Source organism: Arthrobacter sp. Soil_C_60, from assembly GCF_057656375.1.
Window position 1 is genome coordinate 32,373 of sequence record NZ_JBDGKM010000011.1, and the last position, 22,286, is coordinate 54,658.

At 62.0% G+C, this 22,286-nt stretch carries 17 protein-coding genes; 10 read left to right on the plus strand and 7 right to left on the minus strand.

Annotation, left to right across the window (positions count from 1 at the left end):
• Window positions 1-77: 77 nt before the first annotated feature.
• Entirely contained in the window at window positions 78-917 is an 840-nt protein-coding gene (locus AC3A4M_RS18805) for a ParA family protein (RefSeq protein WP_498737652.1), read from the minus strand.
• Window positions 918-1,222: 305 nt separating this feature from the next.
• Here AC3A4M_RS18805 and AC3A4M_RS18810 point away from each other — a divergent pair, with 305 nt between their 5' ends.
• Entirely contained in the window at window positions 1,223-4,648 is a 3,426-nt protein-coding gene (locus tag AC3A4M_RS18810) for a pyruvate carboxylase (RefSeq protein WP_498737654.1), read from the plus strand.
• Between the two features lie 179 nt (window positions 4,649-4,827).
• On the plus strand, window positions 4,828-6,243 hold the full coding sequence (locus AC3A4M_RS18815) for a mycothione reductase (protein WP_498737656.1): 1,416 nt from the start codon (window positions 4,828-4,830) through the stop codon (window positions 6,241-6,243).
• A 26-nt stretch (window positions 6,244-6,269) separates the two neighbouring features.
• Here the strand turns inward: AC3A4M_RS18815 and AC3A4M_RS18820 are convergent, their stop codons facing one another.
• The 3 genes from AC3A4M_RS18820 to AC3A4M_RS18830 all read right to left on the minus strand — a co-directional run bounded on the left by AC3A4M_RS18820 (window position 6,270) and on the right by AC3A4M_RS18830 (window position 9,510).
• The gene (locus AC3A4M_RS18820; protein WP_498737658.1) at window positions 6,270-8,084 is read right to left on the minus strand and encodes an AMP-dependent synthetase/ligase; all 1,815 of its coding nucleotides are present in this window, start codon (window positions 8,082-8,084) and stop codon (window positions 6,270-6,272) included.
• Between the two features lie 174 nt (window positions 8,085-8,258).
• Complete coding sequence (locus AC3A4M_RS18825; RefSeq protein WP_498737660.1) at window positions 8,259-8,744, minus strand: hypothetical protein; 486 nt, start codon at window positions 8,742-8,744, stop codon at window positions 8,259-8,261.
• The gene (locus AC3A4M_RS18830; protein ID WP_498737661.1) at window positions 8,737-9,510 is read right to left on the minus strand and encodes an alpha/beta hydrolase; all 774 of its coding nucleotides are present in this window, start codon (window positions 9,508-9,510) and stop codon (window positions 8,737-8,739) included. Before AC3A4M_RS18830 ends, AC3A4M_RS18825 begins: the two co-directional genes overlap by 8 nt.
• A 149-nt stretch (window positions 9,511-9,659) precedes the next feature.
• On the opposite strand from AC3A4M_RS18830, the gene AC3A4M_RS18835 reads away from it, so the two are divergent.
• Window positions 9,660-10,616, plus strand: a complete 957-nt coding sequence (locus tag AC3A4M_RS18835) for a lysophospholipid acyltransferase family protein (RefSeq protein WP_498737663.1) — start codon at window positions 9,660-9,662, stop codon at window positions 10,614-10,616.
• 103 nt (window positions 10,617-10,719) lie between these two features.
• Complete coding sequence (locus AC3A4M_RS18840) at window positions 10,720-12,105, plus strand: class II 3-deoxy-7-phosphoheptulonate synthase (protein ID WP_498731746.1); 1,386 nt, start codon at window positions 10,720-10,722, stop codon at window positions 12,103-12,105.
• A 27-nt stretch (window positions 12,106-12,132) separates the two neighbouring features.
• On the opposite strand, the gene pknB is transcribed toward AC3A4M_RS18840, so the two are convergent.
• Window positions 12,133-14,187 (minus strand): Stk1 family PASTA domain-containing Ser/Thr kinase, encoded by a 2,055-nt coding sequence (pknB, locus tag AC3A4M_RS18845; RefSeq protein WP_498737665.1) that lies wholly within the window; start codon window positions 14,185-14,187, stop codon window positions 12,133-12,135.
• A gap of 103 nt (window positions 14,188-14,290) precedes the next feature.
• Window positions 14,291-15,844, minus strand: coding sequence for a LysM peptidoglycan-binding domain-containing protein (locus AC3A4M_RS18850; RefSeq protein ID WP_498737667.1), 1,554 nt, complete (start codon window positions 15,842-15,844; stop codon window positions 14,291-14,293).
• 218 nt (window positions 15,845-16,062) lie between these two features.
• On the opposite strand from AC3A4M_RS18850, the gene AC3A4M_RS18855 reads away from it, so the two are divergent.
• Window positions 16,063-16,416: an Rv2175c family DNA-binding protein gene (locus AC3A4M_RS18855; RefSeq protein WP_498731751.1), complete on the plus strand. Its 354-nt coding sequence runs from the start codon at window positions 16,063-16,065 to the stop codon at window positions 16,414-16,416.
• A 59-nt stretch (window positions 16,417-16,475) separates the two neighbouring features.
• Here AC3A4M_RS18855 and AC3A4M_RS18860 read toward each other — a convergent pair whose 3' ends face one another.
• Window positions 16,476-17,579, minus strand: coding sequence for a polyprenyl synthetase family protein (locus AC3A4M_RS18860; RefSeq protein ID WP_498737819.1), 1,104 nt, complete (start codon window positions 17,577-17,579; stop codon window positions 16,476-16,478).
• A 113-nt stretch (window positions 17,580-17,692) separates the two neighbouring features.
• Here AC3A4M_RS18860 and dinB point away from each other — a divergent pair, with 113 nt between their 5' ends.
• The 5 genes from dinB (at window position 17,693) to ftsL (ending at window position 22,250) form a co-directional block, all read left to right on the plus strand.
• On the plus strand, window positions 17,693-19,018 hold the full coding sequence (gene dinB, locus AC3A4M_RS18865) for a DNA polymerase IV (protein WP_498737669.1): 1,326 nt from the start codon (window positions 17,693-17,695) through the stop codon (window positions 19,016-19,018).
• 182 nt (window positions 19,019-19,200) lie between these two features.
• Complete coding sequence (locus AC3A4M_RS18870; protein ID WP_498731753.1) at window positions 19,201-19,581, plus strand: SCO2097 family morphological protein; 381 nt, start codon at window positions 19,201-19,203, stop codon at window positions 19,579-19,581.
• A gap of 323 nt (window positions 19,582-19,904) precedes the next feature.
• On the plus strand, window positions 19,905-20,336 hold the full coding sequence (gene mraZ / locus AC3A4M_RS18875; protein ID WP_498732001.1) for a division/cell wall cluster transcriptional repressor MraZ: 432 nt from the start codon (window positions 19,905-19,907) through the stop codon (window positions 20,334-20,336).
• A 199-nt stretch (window positions 20,337-20,535) separates the two neighbouring features.
• Window positions 20,536-21,525 carry a 16S rRNA (cytosine(1402)-N(4))-methyltransferase RsmH gene (gene rsmH, locus AC3A4M_RS18880; protein ID WP_498731754.1) on the plus strand — a complete coding sequence of 330 codons (990 nt, stop codon included), beginning with the start codon at window positions 20,536-20,538 and terminating at the stop codon, window positions 21,523-21,525.
• Window positions 21,522-22,250: a cell division protein FtsL gene (ftsL, locus tag AC3A4M_RS18885; protein ID WP_498737672.1), complete on the plus strand. Its 729-nt coding sequence runs from the start codon at window positions 21,522-21,524 to the stop codon at window positions 22,248-22,250. Before rsmH ends, ftsL begins: the two co-directional genes overlap by 4 nt.
• The last annotated feature ends 36 nt before the right edge of the window (window positions 22,251-22,286 follow it).

A 22,286-nucleotide genomic window follows, 5' to 3' on the forward strand; every position in this document is an offset into this window, starting at 1 on the left:
ACACGGTGTGCTCGGAAGACTACGAAAGAAGGGCACCCGTCCGGGTGCCCTTCTTTCGTGTGCGTGGGAAGGGCCGGTCAGCTGGGAGTCCGGCGCAGGACGCGGTTGCGCATGCGACCGGAGTCCGTCAGGTTCTTCAGCAGCTCGTCGAATAGGCCCGCGGCTTGGCGCGCTGACTCCCCGGGCCAGTGGTGAATGGCGTGAGCGGCACCCTGGATCTGCTGCCAGTTGGCCTGCTCAGCAATGGTAGGAGCCAGTAGCAACTCGCCGAACATGGATTTCATCTCGGCCAGACGGAACGTGTGTTCATTCGAACCGGAGCGTACGCGGTTGGCGACCACTCCCGCCGTCGTGAGATTGGGCGCGTATTCGTCGCGGAATAATTCAATGGCCCGCATAGTGCGTTCCGTTCCGGCAACGGAGAAGAGGCTCGGTTCGGCAACCAGCAGCACGCGGTTGCTTGCCGTCCATGCCATGCGCGTGAGGCCGTTGAGGGAGGGCGGGCAGTCAATGAGCACCAGCGAGTACCCTTCAACCCGGGAGAGGACCGTGGAGAGCCGGCGCAGGTCCCGGCGGCCGAGGTCGGGCCGGTCGTAAATTCCGGTGAATGCAGAGCCGACGGCGACGTCGAGAATTCGCCGGCCCACCGCATGCTGGCCGTTGGCGGCAGCGGTGGCGACCCAGCCGCTGGGGGCAACGTTCGCCGCCAGATCCGCCTTGCGAGCGTTTTTTAGCAGGCTGCCGATATCCGTCTGGCGCGAAGGCCGGACGCCGAGACCCGTGGTCGCGTCGGCGTGCGGATCCAGATCTACGACCAGTGTGGGAATTCCTGCCGCCAGTGCCGCGGATGCCAGGCCCAAAGTAACCGACGTTTTTCCGACGCCGCCCTTGAGACTACTGATGCTCACTACTTGCACGTGTTAAACCAATACCTAACATGTCTTGTCATGACGGCTGCCCGCTGCTGGTGAACCAGTCGGGACCGGCCGAGAACCAAAAATCCCTCCACCATCATATGTTGCCTGCCCGTCGATAAAGGATTCCGGCACCTGTCCCGCCTGTCGGCTCCGCCGGAGATGGTCCGGGTTCGCCGGGTTCCCGCTATCATTACGTTCCAAGTGGGTGCATTTCGTGATGTGCGCAACACTTACTTGCCATGCGCAATAGCAGTACTTGAGACTTGCACCACAACCCCGATCGATCGCAATGACGCAGGAGCGACATGTTCTCAAAAATCCTGGTGGCCAACCGTGGTGAAATCGCCATCCGTGCCTTCCGCGCTGCCTATGAGCTGGGCGCAAAGACTGTGGCGGTTTTCCCTTACGAGGACCGGAATTCGATCCACCGCCAGAAGGCCGATGAGGCATATCTGATCGGCCAGCAGGGACACCCGGTACGGGCATACCTTGACGTCAACGAGCTTATCCGTGTTGCAAAGGAATCCGGTTGCGACGCGATCTACCCCGGCTACGGCTTCCTGTCCGAGAACCCGGATCTGGCCCGTGCGGCCGCCGGCGCTGGAATCACCTTTGTCGGTCCGAAGGCCGATGTCCTCGAGCTTGCCGGTCACAAGGTCCACGCCCTGGACGCTGCCCGGAAGGCAGGGATTCCGGTGCTGAAGTCCTCTGCGCCGACTGCGGATAAAGATCAGCTGCTGGCAGCGGCCGATGAAATCGGCTTCCCCATTTTCGTTAAGGCCGTCGCCGGTGGTGGCGGCCGTGGCATGCGCCGTGTCGACACCCGTGACGCACTGCCGGAGGCCCTCTCGGCCGCCATGCGCGAGGCTGACACGGCCTTCGGCGATCCGACCATGTTCCTGGAACAGGCTGTGCTGCGCCCTCGGCACATTGAGGTACAGATCCTCGCCGACGGCGAGGGCAACGTCATGCACTTGTTCGAGCGGGACTGCTCACTGCAGCGCCGCCACCAGAAGGTTGTGGAGATCGCTCCGGCGCCGAACCTGGACGAGAATATCCGCCAGGCTCTCTACCGGGATGCGGTGAAGTTTGCTACGGCGCTGAATTACACCAATGCCGGTACGGTCGAGTTCCTCGTGGATACCGTGGGCGAGCGTGCGGGCCAGCATGTGTTTATCGAGATGAACCCGCGGATCCAGGTTGAGCACACTGTTACAGAAGAAATCACGGATGTGGACCTGGTCCAGGCACAGCTGCGCATTGCCTCCGGTGAGACGCTCGCGGACATCGGTCTGAGCCAGGATACGGTGACGATCAAGGGCGCCGCACTGCAGTCCCGTATCACCACGGAAGATCCGTCGAACGGCTTCAGGCCCGACGTCGGAAAAATCACCGGTTACCGCTCTGCGGGCGGCGCCGGCGTACGGCTCGACGGCGGCACCGTTTATGCGGGTGCCGAAATCAGCCCCCACTTCGACTCCATGCTGGTCAAGCTGACTTGCCGCGGCCGCGACTACGCCACGGCTGTCGCCCGCTCGCGACGGGCACTGGCGGAGTTCCGCATCCGCGGCGTCTCCACGAACATTCCGTTCCTGCAGGCCGTCCTCAGTGACCCGGAGTTCGTCGCCGGGAATGTTGCGACCTCCTTTATCGACGAACGCCCGGAACTGCTTCAGGCACGGGTCTCCGCAGACCGCGGAACGAAGCTGCTGACCTGGCTGGCCGATGTGACAGTCAACCAGCCCAATGGTGCGCTGACGGCGAAGACCGCCCCGGTGGACAAGCTTCCCCAGGTCGCCCGCGAAGCTCTCGAATCCACTTCCGCGCTGCCGGTGATCCCGGCCAAGGGAACCCGGCAGTCGCTCCAAGAACTCGGTCCGGAGAAGTTCGCCGCGGCCCTGCGCGCGCAGCAAGCTGTTGCGGTCACCGACACCACTTTCCGCGACGCCCACCAGTCGCTGCTGGCTACCCGCGTGCGTACCCGGGACCTGGTCTCGGCCGGGCCGGCGATCTCCACACTGACCCCAGAGCTGTTCTCCGTGGAGGCTTGGGGCGGCGCAACGTACGACGTGGCCCTGCGCTTCCTCGGCGAGGACCCGTGGGAACGGCTGGCCGCCCTGCGCAAGGCTATTCCGAACATCTGCCTGCAGATGCTGCTGCGCGGACGCAACACCGTCGGCTACACGCCCTACCCGGAGGAAGTCACCGCCGCCTTCGTGAAGGAAGCAGCAGCAACCGGCATCGACATTTTCCGGATCTTCGACGCCCTGAACGACGTCTCGCAAATGGAACCGGCCATCCGCGCGGTACGCGAGACGGGGACCGCCGTGGCTGAGGTGGCCCTCTGCTACACCGGAGACCTGATGGACCCGGCGGAGGACCTCTACACACTCGACTACTATCTGGATCTTGCCCAGCGCATCGTCGATGCCGGCGCGCACATCCTCGCCATTAAGGACATGGCCGGACTGTTGCGTCCTGCGGCAGCCAGGAAACTGGTGACGGCACTGCGCGAGCGTTTCGATCTGCCTGTTCACCTGCACACGCACGATACGGCAGGCGGCCAACTGGCTACCCTGCTCGCGGCCGTGGAAGCGGGCGTGGATGCCGTCGACGTCGCCAGTGCAGCCATGGCCGGCACCACCAGCCAGCCCTCGGCCTCCGCACTGGTCGCCGCCCTGGCGAACACGGAACGAGACACCGGTCTGGACCTTGGGGCCGTAGGCTCGCTTGAACCGTACTGGGAAGCGGTCCGACGCGTATACGCCCCCTTCGAATCCGGGCTGCCCGGCCCCACGGGCCGGGTTTACCAGCATGAGATTCCGGGGGGACAGCTTTCCAATCTGCGCCAGCAGGCCATCGCGCTTGGACTGGGTGAGCAGTTCGAAGACATTGAGGACATGTACTCGGCGGCGGACCGTATCCTCGGTCGACTGGTCAAGGTCACTCCGTCATCGAAGGTCGTCGGTGACCTGGCTCTCCAGCTTGTGGGCTCCGGCGTGGACCCGGCCGATTTTGCCGAGAATCCGCAGAACTACGACATTCCGGACTCTGTTATTGGGTTCCTCTCCGGCGAGCTCGGCGATCCTCCCGGCGGCTGGCCGGAGCCGTTCCGGACCAAGGCACTGCAGGGCCGGAAGATCAAGGTCCGCGACGTCGAACTCAGTGCCGAGGACTCGGCCGCGCTCCAAGCCGATTCCGCGACCCGGCGCAGCACTTTGAACAGGCTGCTCTTCGCCGGTCCCGCAAAGGACTTCGAATCGACCCGCGAGACATACGGTGACGTATCTGTGCTCGATACCCGCGACTACCTCTACGGACTGCAGCGCGGCACCGAGCACGTTATCGAACTCGAGAAGGGCGTGCGCCTCATCGCGACGCTCGGTGCAATTTCCGAGCCGGATGAGAAGGGCATGCGAACGGTTCACTGCACGCTCAATGGCCAGCAACGTAACGTTGCTGTGCGGGACCGGAGTGTCGAATCCCAGGCAAAGGTTGCCGAAAAGGCGGATCCGAACGTTCCGGGCCAGGTTGCCGCGCCCTTCGCCGGTGCTGTCACTGTGACAGCCAAGGTGGGCGACGCAATCGCGGTGGGCGACACCATTGCCACCATTGAAGCCATGAAGATGGAAGCAGGCATCACCAGCCCGGTTGCCGGAACGGTGAAGCGGCTGGCGATCTCCTCCGTGGAGCAGGTCCAGGGCGGTGACCTGCTGCTCGTCATTGAGTAGTAGCTGATATGTAGGTTCCGTCAAGAGGCGGCTCCCGGCTTTTGGTTCCGGGAGCCGCTCTTTGCTGGTCGGATGGAGCGGGCGCACGGGACTTCCCGGCGATAATGGCCGCCCGGACGGGCCGGGAGCCGATGCCGCTTACGGCGCCCGGCCCTCTATGTCGTCTAAAGTGGTTGTTCGTGACTTACTTCGATTTGGCCATCATCGGCTCCGGTTCCGGCAACTCCCTGATAACTCCTTACTGGGACGACAAGAAGGTGGCCATAATCGATGGCGGCACGTTCGGCGGAACGTGCCTGAATGTCGGTTGCATTCCGACCAAGATGTTCGTCTACCCGGCGCAGCTGGCTTCCGCGGCAAAGGAAGCGGCTGCGCTGGGCGTGGACATGGCGGTCAAGGACGTGCGTTGGCAGGAGGTCCGGGACCGTGTCTTCGGCCGGATCGATGCCATCTCCGAAGGCGGGCGGCGCTACCGTGACGAGGAACTGGACAATGTCACGCTGTATCCGGAATACGCGAAGTTCACCGGGCCGAAAACCCTGGTGACGGCAAGCGGTCAAAGCATCGAGGCCGAGCACATCGTTATCGCGGCCGGTTCGCGTGCCCACCTGCCGGATGTTCCCGGTATTGATCTGCCGCAAGTGCATACCTCCGACACTGTCATGCGGATCGATCAATTGCCGGCGCGAGTACTCATCGTCGGCGGCGGTTTCATTGCAGCCGAATTCGCCGCAGTTTTCTCTGGCTTTGGTTCTGAGGTAACGCAAATCAACCGGTCGGCTCCCTTGCTGAAGTCCGAGGACCGGATTGTTTCGGAGCGCTTCACCGCCGCGGCTGCTGCGCAATGGAATCTGAAACTCGGCTGGACGCTTTCGCGGATCGAGGAGGCGGGGCCAAGGGTACGTGCCACCATCGCTGGCACCGACGGCGGTGAAGCTGTTGTGGACGCTGACATTGTCCTGGTGGCGACCGGAAGGCTGACCAATGCCGATTCCCTGGATGTTCAGGCTGCCGGTTTCGACCTGGAGGAAGACGGTCGGCTTGCCGTCGATGAATTCCGACGCGTGCTCGCCGACGGCAGTCCCGCCGAGGGCATCTGGGCCTTGGGGGATGTCAGCAGTTCTTACCAACTCAAGCACGTCGCGAACTACGAAGCACGGGTGGTTGCTCATAACCTTGAGCATCCCGAAGGCCTGCGCCGCAGCGACCACCGGTTCGTACCATCTGCAGTCTTCACCCGTCCGCAGATTGCCAGCGTCGGTTTGACTGAGGAACAGGCGCGGCAGGATGCCGAGGTAAGCGGCGCCCAAATTGTCACCGTCATCCAGGAGTATGGAACCACGGCCTACGGGTGGGCGATGGAAGACTCAACCGGATTCGTCAAGCTCATCGCCGACAAGGCCACAGGACGGTTGCTCGGCGCCCACATCATGGGCCATGAGGCCTCTATCCTGATCCAGCCCCTGATCCAGGCGATGTCGTTCGGCCTGGACGCGTACACCATGGCGCGCGGGCAGTACTGGATCCACCCGGCCCTGACTGAAGTCGTTGAAAATGCTCTGCTGGCGCTGGGGACGGACGCACCGTCCACCTAGCGCCAGCAGGCCGGCTTCGGCCCTGGCTAGCGCCGGGAACCCGCTGGCGCGTAGATTTCTTCTACTATGGCTGCATAGTCCTGCATCACCTGTGCGCGCTTGATCTTCATTGACGGTGTCAGGTGTCCCGAAGCTTCGGTAAAGTCCGTGGGAACTACCCTGAAGGCTTTGATCGCTTCGGCTTGGGACACCGACTGGTTGGCATGGTCAATCAGCGACTGGATTTCGGCCCGGACCTTTTCGTGTTCAGCCGCTTCGGCGACCGTAGTACCGGCCGGCAGCCCGTGGCGCTCCAGCCAGCCGGGAAGAGCCTCTTCATCCAAGGTGATGAGCGCCGCAATGAACGGCCTTTGGTCGCCGACCACCACGCACTGGGACACCAGGGCATCGGCGCGGATCTGGTCTTCCAGCAGTGCCGGGATGACGTTCTTCCCGCCGGCGGTAACGATAATTTCCTTTTTGCGGCCGGTGATTTTGAGGAAGCCGTCGTCATCCAGTTCACCGATATCACCGGTGCGCAGCCAGCCGTCGTCGAAGGTTTCTTCGGTCAGGTCCGGACGGTTGAAGTAGCCGCGCATGACGCAAATACCCTTGGTGAGGATCTCGCCGTCGTCGGCAATCTTGACCGCGTTGCCCGGCAGGGGAGCCCCTACCGTACCGATCTTCACGAGGCTGGGAGTGTTGACGGATATGGGCGCCGTGGTTTCCGTCAAACCATATCCTTCCAGGACCAGGAGCCCGATGCCGTGGAAAAAGTGGCCGAGCCGTTCGCCCAGTGGACCGCCGCCGGAAACCGCGTACTCGACGCGCCCGCCCATGGCCTCACGGATTTTATGGAACACGAGCTTGTCGAAGAGCTTGTGCTTCAAGCTCAGCATTAAGGGAACTTTGCCGGCCTGCTCCGCCTTGGACCAGGCGATCGCCGTGTCCGCGGCGGCGTGGAAAATCTTGCCCTTGCCGCCGTCCTCGGCCTTGAGCATGGAACTGTTGTAAACCTTTTCGAAAACCCTGGGCACCGCGAGGATGAAGGTGGGGCGGTAGCTCTGCAGATCCGGCAGCAGGTTCTTGACGTCCGGCGTGTGGGCTACGGTGGCACCGCAAGTAACGCAGAGGACCGAGATGAAGCGCGCGAAGACGTGGGCCAGCGGCAGGAACATGATGGTCCGGGCCCCCTCATGGGCAACGGCCGGCAGCGCTGCAGCCCCGCTTGCTGAAAGCTCCACGAAGTTGCCATGGGTCAGTTCGCATCCCTTGGGCCGGCCCGTGGTGCCGGAAGTATAGATAATGGTCGCCAGGTCATCCAGCCCAGCAAGTCCGCGCCGCTCCTCGATGACGCTGTCGTCGAGATCCGCACCGGCAGCGCGCAGGGCATCCAGACCCGTGCCGTCCAGCTGCCAGACGTGCTTGACGGCATCCAGTGACTCATTCGAAACCGCTTGGCGGACGACGTTCTCGTGCGAAGCGCTTTCGACAAAAGCACCGACGGCACCGGAATCGCCCAGAATCCAGGCAACCTGGCTGGGGGATGATGTCTCATAGATGGGCACGGAAACGCAGCCCGCAAACCAGATGGCAAAGTCCACCAGCGACCATTCATAGCGGGTACGCGCCATAATCCCCACGCGGTCCCCGGGAGCTATCCCGCTGGCAGCCATTCCCTTGGCCAGCAACACAACGTCGGCGAGGAATTCGGTGGCGCGGATATCCTGCCATGTGCCGGAAGCATCCTTGCGGGAAAACAATGCGGGGTTGGAGGCTTTCCCAGCCTGCTTGACCACGAGATCCGTGATGTTCGAGTTTCGGGGAACATCCACCATGGCAGGGACGCTGTATTCGCGCACATCGACTCCTTTATTGTCAGCAAACCACCCCAACGGGTTTCCCTTTAGCCTATAACCTAAATCACATTGCTGTACTCGCTGGTAACCTACGAATCGATAACGGAGCGCCGCCCGGCTGGGTGCTGCAACGATTCCAGCGCCTTCGGTCACCCTACCTGCGGTGCCTGGGGCTTTTCAGACCTGCGCACCGTCGTCGCCGCTGTCCCTCTCGCCGGGCAGCCTCGAGACGAGGTACGCGCCGGCAGCAATGATCATGACGATCAAACCGACGACGGCGGCAAAGGGCGCGCTGCGCCAGAACATGGCCATGAGCAGCAAGGCCAAGGGTCCGCCGACGGCTCCGCACCAAGCCAGCACCAGCAGAGGTTCGCCCGTGCCCAGGGGCGCAGGCTCGGGCGGTACAAACTCGTCGTCCTCAGGCTCGGGCGTGTAGTAGTCCCTGGGGCCCGTGGCGGGCATGGCGCCTTCAGGCAGGTTTTCTGCCGGAAAGTTGGGGCCGGACAAGCCCGTTGAGGGTTGATTACCGGCGTCAGCAGGCTCTGGATTGTCCTGACCTGGAATGTTCTTGTCCTGCGGATCCGGCGCTGCTTCGGCTGACTCGAGCCGGGCGACAAGATCCTGCCAGACAGCATCGTCCTGCGACGGTTCGCGGTCAGACATTCGTGGCGTTCCTTTCGCCGGCATTTTCCAGGATGAACCGGGCCGAGTGATCAAAGATCTGTTCAGCATCATTATCCATGGTCGCCACGTGGTAGCTGTTGCCAAGCTCCACGATCGTCAGGCGCCGGGAGCCGATCTGCCTGCGGATCAGCGCGGTGCTGGACTCCGGGACTACATGGTCTACGGTAGAGCGGAAAATCAGCGCCGGAGCGTCCACTCGTGGCAGCGAGGCGGTGGTATTGGCAAAGAGCCGGCTCAACTGGTGCACAGCGGCCAAAGGCGTACGGGCATACGCCTGTTCATCCTGCCCGGGCTTGCTGATGTCGTTTGCGATGGCGGGGGTGGACCTGACGATGTACTTGAGTACGCCGGCAAACCGGGCCACAGGGTTGGCAAACGTGAGCCCCGGGTTGACCGCAACGACACCGGCGACCGGACGGTACGCCGCCAACCGCAGGGCCAGCGCGCCGCCCATGGAAAGACCTGCGGCGAAGACCGTGCTGCGTTCGCGCGCGAGTTCGTCGTATGCCTGCTCGACCGCGCCGTACCAGCGCTCCCATGGGGTCTTGGCCAATTCCTGCCAGGTCGTGCCGTGCCCGGGGAGCAGCGGCAGCCGAACGGCGAATCCCGCCTCGGCCAGATATTCGCCCCAGTTCTGCAAGCTGCGGGGAGACCCGGTGAACCCGTGGCTGAGCACCACGCCGATCCGTGAATTAGGACCGTGGCCATTGCTCGCAAAGGGCCGGGGCGGCTCCAAGGTGGTCATGACACTATGTTGTCATCTGGTACCTATAATCTTCTATCCGCCCTCGCCGGGACGGGGGAGTCGACGCGGGCTGCGGATTACCTAGAGTAGAGTCACAAACGGAAATCGAAGAGACCGGCGCTGCGCTCGGCTCAACCGGAAGGGCTCACGTGTTCTATTGGGTGATGAAGACAATCTTCATTGGACCGGTGGTCCGGCTCCTGTTCCGCCCATGGATCAAGGGCCTCGATAACATTCCAGATGGTCCGGCAATCCTGGCCAGCAACCACATGTCCTTTTCCGACTCGATCTTCCTGCCGCTGGCCGTGCCCAGGCCTGTGGTGTTCCTGGCGAAATCCGAGTACTTCAACGGTCGTGGACTAAAAGGCAGGATGACAGCTGCCTTCTTCCGGCTTACCAACCAGTTGCCGATGGACCGCTCAGGCGGAGCCGCGTCGGCGTCGTCGTTGTCAGGGGGAGCGGATGTCCTGAACGCGGGCGGACTGCTCGGCATTTACCCGGAAGGCACACGCAGTCCTGACGGCCGGCTCTACCGGGGCAAAACCGGCGTCGCCAAACTGGTTCTGAGCACCGGAGTGCCAGTGGTCCCGGTCGCCATGATCGGTACCGACAAGGTCCAGCCAATCGGCCGTCGCATCCCGAACATCCGACGGGTCGGAACGATTATTGGGAAGCCGCTGGACTTTTCAAGATACAAAGGCCTGGAGAACGACCGCTTCATTCAGCGTTCCGTCACAGACGAAATCATGTACGAGATCATGCGGCTCTCCGGCCAGGAATACGTTGACGTGTATGCCAACACGGTGAAGGCGCAGCAGGCAGCGCGCAAGTCCGCCAAGACCGGGCAGGAGCAGCGTAAGGCTGAAGCCGTGGGTGCTGTCGGCGAGGCTCTGCAGAAGCCGGGCACAGTCAAGGCACCGGGTGCCATCACGATCATCGGTAATCCGGAATCCCTTGCCAAGACACCCGATGCCGCACATACAGAGCGTGCGCCCAGTGCGCAGCCAGATACCGATGCCGCATCCTCTGGCGCAACGGACATAGCCGGCAGTGACGACTCCGGGCAGTCCGGCGGGGGCCGGAAACCGCGCAAGCCCGGGTCCTGAGCCGGGGCAGGCCAAGCTAGAACAATGCCGTCAATGTGACTCATTCGGCCGCACGCATTACGGCCGGGCAGAAACGGGAGTTCAAGGGGTCTAGCATTGATGTGTGACTGAACTTAGTGCATCTGCCCCTGTATCCACTCCGCAGCCCGGTGCCGCCGAATATCCCGGCCTGGATGCCTGGCGTGATCTGCCTGTTGTCCAACAGCCAACGTGGCAGGACAGCAAGGTGTACGAGTCGTCTCTAGCGGAGCTGTCCACCCTTCCGCCGCTGGTATTTGCCGGGGAAGTGGATGTGCTGCGCGGACGGCTGGCCGAAGCCGCCGAAGGCAGGGCCTTCCTCCTGCAGGGCGGCGACTGTGCCGAAACATTCGAAGGCGCTACCGCGGATAAGATCAGTGCCCGCGTGCGCACCATCCTGCAGATGGCAGTGGTCCTGACCTACGGTGCTTCCCTGCCCGTGATCAAGATGGGCCGGATGGCAGGACAGTTCGCAAAGCCACGGTCTTCCAACGATGAAACCCGGGACGGTGTGACGCTGCCGGCCTACCGCGGCGACATGGTCAACGGCTTCGACTTTACCCCCGAGACCCGCGGCCACGACGCGTCACGGCTCGTTCGTGCGTACCACACGTCCGCCTCCACCTTGAACCTGATCCGCGCCTTCACCCAGGGCGGCTTTGCCGACCTTCGGCTGGTGCACCACTGGAACAAGGGATTCACCGCCAACCCTGCTCATTCGCGGTATGAGTCCCTGGCCCGCGAAATCGACCGAGCCGTGAGGTTCATGGATGCCTGCGGTGCAGATTTCGAGGCGCTCAAGCGGGTGGAATTCTTTGCCAGCCATGAAGCCCTGGTGCTCGATTACGAACGTGCCCTGACGCGGATCGATTCCCGCACCGGCCTGCCCTACGACACCTCCGGCCACTTCCTCTGGATCGGTGAGAGAACCCGCCAGATCGACGGCGCCCACGTGGACTTCCTGTCACGGGTCCGCAACCCCATTGGCGTGAAGCTTGGCCCCACCTCTACTGCGGATGACGCCCTGCGGCTGATCGACAAACTGGATCCGGAGCGTGAACCGGGCCGGCTGACCTTCATCACCAGAATGGGCGCCGGTAATATCCGGGAGAAGCTTCCCCCGCTGGTGGAAAAAGTTACGGCCAGCGGTGCCAAAGTTCTGTGGGTGACCGATCCTATGCATGGCAACACCGTGACTTCGCCGAACGGTTACAAGACCCGCAACTTCGACGACGTCATCGATGAGGTCCGTGGCTTCTTCGAGGTGCACAAGGGCCTGGGCACCTTTCCGGGCGGCATGCACATGGAGATGACGGGCGACGACGTTGCCGAGTGCCTGGGAGGTGCGGATCCTATCGATCAGGACGCGTTCCTGGACCGGTACGAATCGGTGTGCGATCCGCGCCTGAACCACATGCAGTCCCTGGAAATGGCGTTTCTTGTAGCGGGAGCGTTGTCCAAGCGCTCCTGATTCCTGCCGTAAGGCTCCGCCGTCCGCTCAGACTACGGTCAGCGTGATGACGGAGCCTTCGGGTACGGACTCGTCCACGGGATCCTGCACCCGTACCGTGCCGAAGAATCCGCCTAGGATCTCGTTGATCTCGACTTCGAAACCCAGCTCTTCGAGCTGACGCCGGGCATCGTCTGCCTGCTGGCCAACGAGGTTGGGAACGTGCACCATGCGGGGGCCCTTTGACAGCGTCAACGTCACGGTGTCGCCGCGGATGACATTGCCTTGTGCCGGATTCTGTGCGGCAATGTTCCCCTCGGGAATCTCCCGATGGAATTGAGCCTCCGGAGCGAATTCGACAGTCAGGCCGGCATCCTCTAGAGCCGCGGTGGCCTCGTCCCGGGACAATCGGGTGACGTCGGGTACGGCAAACGGCTCTGGTCCCTTGGATACCGTCAGATCCACCGGGGTGTTTCGGCGCAGCTGCTCCTCGGCTGCAGGCTGCTGTCCGATGACTTCGCCGGACGGAACCTCTTCGTCGAAGGCTTCGGTGACATCGCCGGCGGCCAGATTCGCCCTGGCCAGTTCAGCCTGGGCCTGTTCGACGGTCATTCCGGTAACGGACGGTACAGGGAATAGCTGGGGACCTTTGGAGACGAGCAGCGTCAGCATTTCAAACCGCCGGATCTGCTCCGGGGCCCGTGGATCGGTTCCGATCGCCACACCGGCTTCGAGCTCCTCGTTGAAGGCTTCCTCAATCCGGAAGTTCAGATCCTGAGCCTGCAGTATGGACTGGGCCTCGCTGACAGGCTTGCCTGAGACTCCCGGAATTTCCACTGGTGCTCCCGGCCCCAGGCCGAAGAACCATCCGGCGGTCGCGACAAGTACCGCGAGGATTCCCAGCACGATTGCCCACAGCAGGCCCCGTCTGCGGGGATGCCTGCGCAGGGATTGCTCGGGTCGCCGTGCCTGCCGGGACAGCTCCTTCGCGCGGGCTTTCGCCTCACGTTTCGTCAGCGGTGCAGCCGTATCGGAGACATCGGAAGAATCTGTCGCTTGCCCGTAGCCGTTTCCGGCATTCATCGCAGCCTGCGGCCGGGTCAAGGCCTGTGTGTGCTGGTATGACGGCGCAATCACTGTGGTCCGGTTGTCGTCCTGGCTGATGACTTCGGTCGGCGGGCTTGCCGGGTTGGGCATGCTCTGTTCAACCAGCGTGGGCGCGCTGCCGGACGAACTTGCCTTCGGCGAGTCAAGGTCGGCGTCGCTCAGCGTGGTACGGATATGTCGCAGCTCCCCTAGGAGAGCGCCGGCATCGACCGGTCGCTGTTCGGGGTCGGACGAAGTGCACCATAGCACCAGTTCATCAAGGTCCTTGGCCAGGCCGGGCACCAGCGTGGACGGTGCGGGCACGGTGGAGTTCACATGCTGGAAGGCGACATGAATGGGAACTTCGCCGGTAAAGGGCTGCCGGCCGGTGAGCATCTCGAAGAGCATGATGCCTGCCGAATAGATGTCGCTGCGCGCATCCGCAGGAGCTCCCGTCACCAGTTCCGGCGCCAGGTACGCCACGGTTCCGATCAGGGTCCCCGTGTTCGAGGTGGTGGACACCGCACGTGCAAGCCCGAAGTCACCGATCTTGATCCGGCCATCGGAGGACATCAGCACGTTCTCGGGTTTCACATCCCGATGGACAAGGTCCGCTTCATGCGCAGCCGCCAGCCCCTCGATGACCGGATCCAGCAATGCCAGGGCCAGCCGCGGAGTCAAAGCACCCTTGTCATTGAGGACATCGCGCAACGTATGCCCCGGGACATATTCCATCGCCAGGTAGGCAACGTGGCCGTCGAACCCCTGGTCCAGGACACCGACCACGTGGGGGTGCGAGAGCTTTGCGGCAGACTTGGCCTCTCGGACGAATCGTTCCAGGAAACTCGTGTCCTCGGCCAAGTGCGGATACATGATTTTCAACGCCACATGCCGGTCCAGGCGGGTGTCGGTGGCCAGATAGACGGTGGACATGCCCCCTCGTGCGAGGCGCGAAAGAATCAGGTATCGCCCGTCCACTGTTGCGCCGACCATTGCATCCGTAACCCGTTCCTGCACTCTTCGATCCTAAGTCCTAACACGGCGAGGGCCCGGATCAACATGGATCCGGACCCTCGCCGCTACCGCGGGCAGCCCCGTGGGCGCACCCGCGGTGCTGCTATTAGAAATTCTTCATGTGCGCCTTAATGGCTTTCACATACGTTTTGGTGTCGTCGAACATGCCATGGGTCTTGACCGAGTACTGGCCCTGGTAATACGACGCAATCGCGTCGTCGAGATCATCGCTGGTCCGGACGAGCGAGCGGATGATGGCCACGCCGGCAGTGGCGTTGTCGTAGGGATCCAGGAGGTTCAGTTTCCGGCCAACCAGATCCGAGGCCCAATCGCCTGAGGACGGAATCACCTGCATGGCGCCGATGGCATTGGCAGGGGAGACCGCGGTCTGCTGGAAACCGGACTCCTGGTAGGCATGGGCCAAGGCAAGGGCCGGATCAACGCCCATGCTGCGTGCCGTGTCCGCAATGATGGCCTTCATCTGCGACTGGCTGGGCTGCGGGGTGGAGAGCAGCAGGCGCTTGTTCTCGTTGGCCTTCGCGACCACTGCCTCCGGGTACGAGTAATGGAGGAAGGTGCTGGGCACCAATGGTTCAGCCGATGCCGCGTTCACATCCGCCCCGCTGCTGCCGGCACCCGAGACCTTGATCTTCTGGCCCGGGTAGATGACCGACGTCGATTTCAGCCCGCTCGACTGCAGAAGCTTGCTCAGCGTGATGTTGTGCTTGATCGCAATGCCGTACAGCGTATCGCCGGCCTTGACCGTGTAGGAGGAACCGGAGCCCGAGGCCGTCGTCGAGGAGGTCTTGGCGGTCTGCACGGTGGCGGCTGAACCGCTGACCTTGATCTTCTGGCCCGGGTAAATGGTGGAAGTGGCCTTGAGGCCGTTGAGCGAGAGGATCTTGCTCAGGCCCATGTTGTGGCGGGCGGCAATCCCGGACAACGTATCGCCCGACTTGACGGTGTAGGATCCACCGGAGCCCGACGACGTCTTTGCCGACGAAGGCTTGGCGGTGGTCGTCGAGGATGCAGCGGAACCGCTGACCTTGATCTTCTGGCCCGGATAAATGATGGAGCTGGCCTTGAGGCCGTTGAGCGAGAGGATCTTGCTCAGGCCCATGTTGTGGCGGGCGGCAATCCCGGACAACGTATCGCCCGACTTCACGGTGTAGGACCCACCGGAGGATGAGGAGGAACCTGATGATGACTTGGTGGCTCCGGATGAAGCGCTGCCCGAGAGTTTGATCTTCTGGCCCGGATAGATGATCGAACTGGGCTTCAAGCCGTTGAGGCTGAGAACTTTCGAAGTGCCCAGGCCGTAGCGAGCGGCGATTCCACTGATCGTCTCGCCCGACTTGACGGTATGGGCTGACGGCGTGGGCTTCAGTGCTGGACGCAATGTGGACGGAAGCTGGAGGGCAACATCAGAAGCCGGAACAATCCGGGACAGCTGCACGGGGAGGTCCGGGCCTGCCAGCTTGGGCTGCAGCGCCATGCGGGGAGCCTGCTCCGCCGCTTGGGCCGGAAGCGCAAAAGCAGCGGAGGAAAGTACGACGGCGGGAATCGCCGCGGTGGCCGCGGCGGTCAGCAGCTTGCGGGAAGGCTGGGCTGCAGTCCGTCCCTGGGCGCGGCTGCTGGAGAACGGGCGCTGGTCAGTCATGGACATTCCTCATCAGTGGTCAGCGGCATGTGCCGTAGGCCCGTAGGCTGTTGAACGAGTTACGAGTGTTTCAGTTGTTATCAATGTGAAACTTGTGACTTGAGTGAATCTACACTAATTCCGCATAACACAAAAGCGAAATTTGGAGCATGGATATCTGAGGCGGCGTGTCGACTTCGGAAGTGGTTTGAATGGCCCGCTCATGGCACGCTTATTACGTGAGTGAACTCGAAAAATTAATTACCGAATGGTTGCCGTTGCCCGATGTGGCCGAACGTCTCGACGTGTCAATCAAGAAGGTCCACAGCCTTATTGATGAAGGAGCCGTGATTGCCGTTCGGGTAGGGGAGAGGAATATCCGGTCCATTCCCGCTGCATTCATTGTCGAGGATCAGATCCTTGACAGCCTTAAGGGCACGATTGCTGTTCTCGGGGATTCAGGCTTTAGCGACGAGGCCATACTGCGCTGGCTCTTTACCGTCGATGAATCACTCCCGGGCCGACCGATCGACGCACTGCGCGAGGGCCGCAAGACCGAGATCCGGCGCCGCGCCCAAGCTCTCGCTTGGTAGGGCATGCTGGCCGGACCAGCGGCTGGGCCGGCGCGCTCGGCTGGGCGTAATTCTAACTACTAGGCGGTGCGCCGCACCGCGCGGTCGGCGAGGTATTGCAGTGCCTCGCCGACAACGGGGTCCACGGGGAGCAGTTCCAGGGCACCAAAAGCAGCATCGCTGAGTTCAGCGATCATCGCTTCAACTGATCCGAGGGCTCCCGATTGTTCGATGATCCCGCGGAGCCCGTCGATTTCGGCTCCCGTGAGATCCGGTGATCCCAGATGCTTTTCGAGGTAGTCACGCTCCGAAGCGCTGCATCTGTTGAGTGTCAATCCGATCAATACGGTCCGCTTGCCTTCACGGAGATCGTCGCCGGCGGGCTTGCCTGTTGTTTCAGGGTCGCCAAAGACGCCCAGGACGTCATCGCGGATCTGGAATGCTTCTCCCAATGGAAGCCCGAATGCAGAATAACGGCGGATCAGTTCCGAGTCGCCTCCAGCTAAGGCGCCCCCCAGGCAGAGCGGATGCTCCGTTGAATACTTGGCGGACTTATAACGAAGAATCTTCAGCGCCCGGTCCACCGCGTGCTCCCGCGGCCGGCCGGGACCGGCTACTTCTTCAAGTACATCCAGGTACTGACCGGCCATCACCTCGGCTCGCATTCTGTTGAAGATCTTCCGGGCAGTTGTTCCGGAGGCGCCCTCCGAACCGATTCCGGCGAAGACTTCTTCGCTGAAGGACAAACAAAGGTCGCCCGCGAGGATAGCGGCGGCTTCGCCGTAACGTTCTGCATCCAGGGACCACCCGCGCTGGCGATGCCGGAGTTCAAAGCCACGATGAACACTCGGTTTTCCCCTTCTAGTGTCCGAACGGTCGATGATGTCGTCATGAATCAATGCCGCAGCCTGGAAAAGTTCAATGGCGATACCCGCTTGAACTGCCTGTCCGGCCAACTCGGCACCTCCGGCTCCACGCCATCCCCAATACGCGAGCAAGGCACGCAACCGTTTTCCGCCATCCGCCAGAACCGCGACGGCATCTATCAGCTCAGCGGCGTCCTCGGAGATCTCCTGTAACTGCGCCCGTTGTTCACCGAGAAACTCCTGCAACCCCGTGACGAGGCTGCTCTGGAATTTCTCCTGCTCGGCTATCGAACGGTTTCTGTTGACGGACGTCTCCATGTTCACCGGCTTTCCTCAGAAAGGGGTGAACCGGGCCGGTGATATTGCAGCAAGACATACTCCTCGACGGGCAGGCGGGTACCTGACCAGTCTAGCCACGGTAAAGCGCCGTCATGCCCAGCGGAACTTACCATAGAGAGGTGAGCGAGGTACGGCAACAGAACTGCCCCATAATGCATGTCGACATGGACGCGTTTTTCGTCGCCGTCGAACTCCTAGAGCGTCCCGAGCTGGTCGGTCGGCCGGTGATTGTCGGATCGCCGTCGGGAAGGTCGGTTGTGCTCTCAGCTTCGTACGAAGCAAGGAAGCACGGCGTTCGGTCCGCAATGCCAATGTCGCGTGCCCAGCGCCTGAGCCCGCATTCCGTGATTATCGAACCGCATCAGTACAAGTACCACCGGGTGTCCGAAAAGGTGATGGAAATTTTCCGGAACATCACCCCCGAAGTCGAGCAACTGAGTGTCGACGAAGCATTTCTCGATGTCAGCGGTTCGATCCGCAGACTGGGCCAACCGCTGGAGATCGGTGCGCTCATCCGGCAGACCATCCGGTCGGAGTTGGGTATTACGGCCACGGTCGGGATTGCCTCGAGCAAGTTCGTGGCGAAGATCGCGTCCACCCATGCCAAACCTGATGGTTTGCTGCTGATTCCGCAGGAGCGCACGGTCGAGTTCCTGCACACGCTACCGGTGGGGGCACTGTGGGGCGTGGGGGCGAAAACCGGCGACATCCTGGCCAGGCTCGGCATCCATACGGTCGCGGATCTGGCCCACACACCCCAGCAGACACTGCGTCGGGTTCTCGGAACGACCGGGGATCATGTGTATCGGCTGGCCTGGGGGATCGACGACCGGAAAGTGACACCGGCAAGGCTGGAGAAGAGTGTCGGCGCCGAAGAGACCTTTGCCGACGATGTCTCGGACACTGCGCAGCTACAGCGCGAACTGTTGCGCCTTGCGCACCGTACCGCAGTGCGGCTGAGGGCGTCCGGAATGCAATGCAGGGGAGTGGCGCTGAAACTTCGCTACGCGGACTTCACTACCTTGAGCAGGTCCCGGCGCCTCGCGGAGCCCGCCGACAGCGCCCATCAGCTGTATGCGGCGGCTGTGGCACAGCTTGCCGGTTTGGGCGAGCGGCCGATGCCTGTTCGGCTGATAGGCCTGCGTGCAGAACAGCTGGAACCAACGGCCGGCGCGGGGCAGCAGCTGACCATTGACGGCACCGAGGATAACTGGCGGATCGCTGAGGAGGCACTGGACAAGGTGAATTTGAAGTTCGGCCGTGGCGGGGTCATGCCGGCCGCCTTGTTGCCGTCAGCCCAACGGGGTATCAAGCCTGGTCGGAATCAAGTTTCTAGCGGTGATGCAGGCGGCGAAACGCAGTCTGCAAAGAGTGGCCGGAAGCACCCGGAGACAGGCCGGAAGGACGAGGGGACCTGATAAACCGTCATGAGCGCTGGATAAGCCGTCAATAAGGACATGCAGCTTTCGAATGGACCGTTTGCAATCTATCCTTAGTAGTAAGGAAATGAAGTTTTTACGGGAAGTTCGAGGAACTCTTTTCCCAGCACGTCCGTTTCATAGATACGCGGACTACGGGGGACAGGAAGAAGGAGGTTCAGATGCCACTCTCAGAGCATGAACAGCGGCTGCTGGATCAGCTGGAGCAGCAACTGCATGCGGATGACCCCAAATTTGCCAGCCATATGGAGTCGGCCTCGGGGCGGTCGCTGTCAACGAGGCACATTGTTGTTGGCTCGCTGATCGCGGTGGCGGGCATTCTGGTGCTGTTGATTGGTATCTCCAACCAAATCATTGCCTTGGGTGTTCTGGGATTCATAGTGATGGGGGCCGGTGTTTATTGGGCGACCAGCAGGCGCTCAGGAGGGGGTAAGGATGCTTCCTCCACGGCCGGCAAGTCTGCCCCGCCATCCAAGGGAGGATTTATGTCCAACCTGGAGAACCGGTGGGACGAACGCCGCCAGGGCGAGGACCGTCAATGACGACATCGCCATGAGGACCACTTAACAGCCAGCCTCCTTGCTCCACTTTCCTCCACGCGGCGGAAACCAGAGCTAAAAGAAAGACCCGTCCAGGACGGGTCTTTTCTTATTTAACCGCTTCTGGCGCTCCTGCGCACCAACTCGGGCCAATTCCCTCCACATTCACCATTCCTTGAACTGGCGCGGAATACAGACCAAGAGAAATACCCTCATCTGCGCTTTTTGTGTTGACTGTGGTGAATTGTGGAGTAAAGTGGAGGACATCAGAGGGTAGTGGTGAACGCAGGAGGTTGACTAACTCCTTTATCGGCAAGGCGGTGGCGATGTTCCTTGGAACACATACGCCGCGGTTGGATGAAAAGGGGCGGTTGATTCTCCCGGCCAAGTTCCGTGAGGAACTGTCCGATGGACTCGTGCTCACACGGGGACAAGAGCGTTGTATCTACGTCTTCAGTCAGCGGGAATTCGAACGGGTGCATGAAGAAATGCGCAAAGCACCCATATCGTCACGGCAGGCTCGTGACTACATTCGGGTTTTCCTGTCCGGAGCTTCTGATGAGGTACCTGATAAGCAAGGCCGGGTTACGATTCCATCCGCGCTTCGTGCTTATGCGGGCCTGGACCGGGAACTCGCCGTTATCGGCGCCGGAACGCGTGCAGAAATCTGGGACGCTCAGGCTTGGAACGAGTACCTGACGGAGAAGGAAACCGCTTTCTCCGAAACAGATGAAGATGCAATACCTGGAATCTTCTGACCTTGGTTGGATACAGCACTACCGCCGGATTCTTGAATGAGATCTCCAGCCGCCCAGCACGACCACCTGAATCACCTTCCCCGGAATCAGGCGAGACGCTAGGCGCGGATGGGGATCTGGTCCAAGAATCAATCGGTTTAAAGGACTTGCAGGAAGCAGAAGAACCCAGGGAACAAAAACAACCGGAGGAGCAGGCTGGATGAGCGAGGACCGCCCGACAGAGGACCGTCACGTCCCCGTGCTGCGCGACCGCTGCATCAACCTCCTAGCTCCGGCAATCGAGAAGGCCATTGAATCCACCGGACGTGCCGTTGTCGTTGACGCCACCCTGGGCATGGGCGGCCATTCCGAGGCGCTGCTCCGGAGGTACGGACAGCTGCACCTGATCGGCATCGACCGGGACGAGCAGGCTCTGGGACTCGCGGGCAGGCGGCTGGCTGAATTCGGCAGCAGGACAGACTTGGTGCACGCCGTCTATGACGAGATTGCCGACGTCGTCCGTGATCTTGGCATGGACACCGTGGACGGGGTGCTCTTTGACCTGGGCGTCTCTTCGATGCAGCTCGACGAACGGGACCGCGGCTTCGCCTATTCCTACGACGCGCCGCTGGACATGCGCATGGACACCAGCCGGGGACGGACCGCGGCAGACGTAGTAAATACCTACAGCCAGGACGAGCTGGTCCGCATCATCCGCAAGTGGGGCGAAGAGAAGTTCGCCGGCAGGATCGCCTCGGCCATTGTGGCAGCCCGTGATGAAGCTCCTCTCGAAACGACGGGACAACTGGTGGACGCAATCCGCAAAGTGGTCCCGGCTTCGGCGGCACGAACCGGCGGGCACCCGGCGAAGAGGACCTTCCAGGCGCTGCGGATCGAAGTCAACGAAGAGCTGGAGGTGCTTGAACGCGCCATCCCGGCTGCATTGGACGTGCTGGGTATGGGCGGCCGGGTAGTGGTCATGTCCTACCACTCCCTGGAAGACAAGATCGTCAAGGGTTTTTTCGCCTCCGGCTCGCGGTCGTCGGCTCCCGTCGGGTTCCCAGTGGAGCTGGAGGAGCACAAGGCCCAGTTGAAAACTTTGACCAAGGGCACCGAGGTGCCGACTGAAGCAGAGATCGCAGAAAACCCGCGGGCGGCTTCGGCCAGATTGCGGGCGGTAGAACGGATTCGGAACAGGAGCTCCTCATGAGTGCAACAGCTCGGAACACCAGGCCGGCAGTTCAACCCATGGTGGAGGGCAGCACGGCCCGGGACGCCCAGTATGCCGGCGCGCTGCCTGAACGGAGCGCGGCGCCCCGCACGCCGCTGTCGGTGGTACCTTCCGGACCGGCCCGCAAACGTGTGCCTTTTGCCGTGTTCTGCTTCGTCGTGCTCGTTGCCGCCCTCGGGTGTGTGCTGGTACTCAATATCTCCGTGTCCGGGGGACAGTACGACATCGTGAAGCTGCGCGGCGAACAGGTTGCCTTGGCCCAGCAGAACGAAAAACTGACACAGCAGTTGGAAAACCGCCAGGCTCCACAGAATCTGGCAGCGGAGGCTGCACAATTGGGAATGGTGGTTTCGCCTTCTGTCGGTTCCATTGATTTGGAGACGATGAAGGTCAGCGGGGACCCGCAGGCGGCAAAGGAAGGTTCTGCGCCGTCACAGTTGGTGGAGCGTCCGGAACTTCCGGCGCAGGCGCTGACGCCCACTGAAGCCGCTGAAGCCGAGGCGGGAGCTGAAACGGGAGCCGAGGCTCCGGTTGAGGCCGAAGCTCCGGCAGCAGCGGAAAAGGCAGCTGAGGCAGAACAGCCGCCGGCCGAGCCGAAGCGGGCAGCCGAACAGCCGTCAGCCGGCGGCAGTGAGAAGACATTCAGCCCCGAGGAGCTGAACGGCGGAACCATCCCGGCACCGAAGCAAAAAACAGGGCAGTAACAACGAATTGCCCGGTGAGACGAACGAGGATCCCTA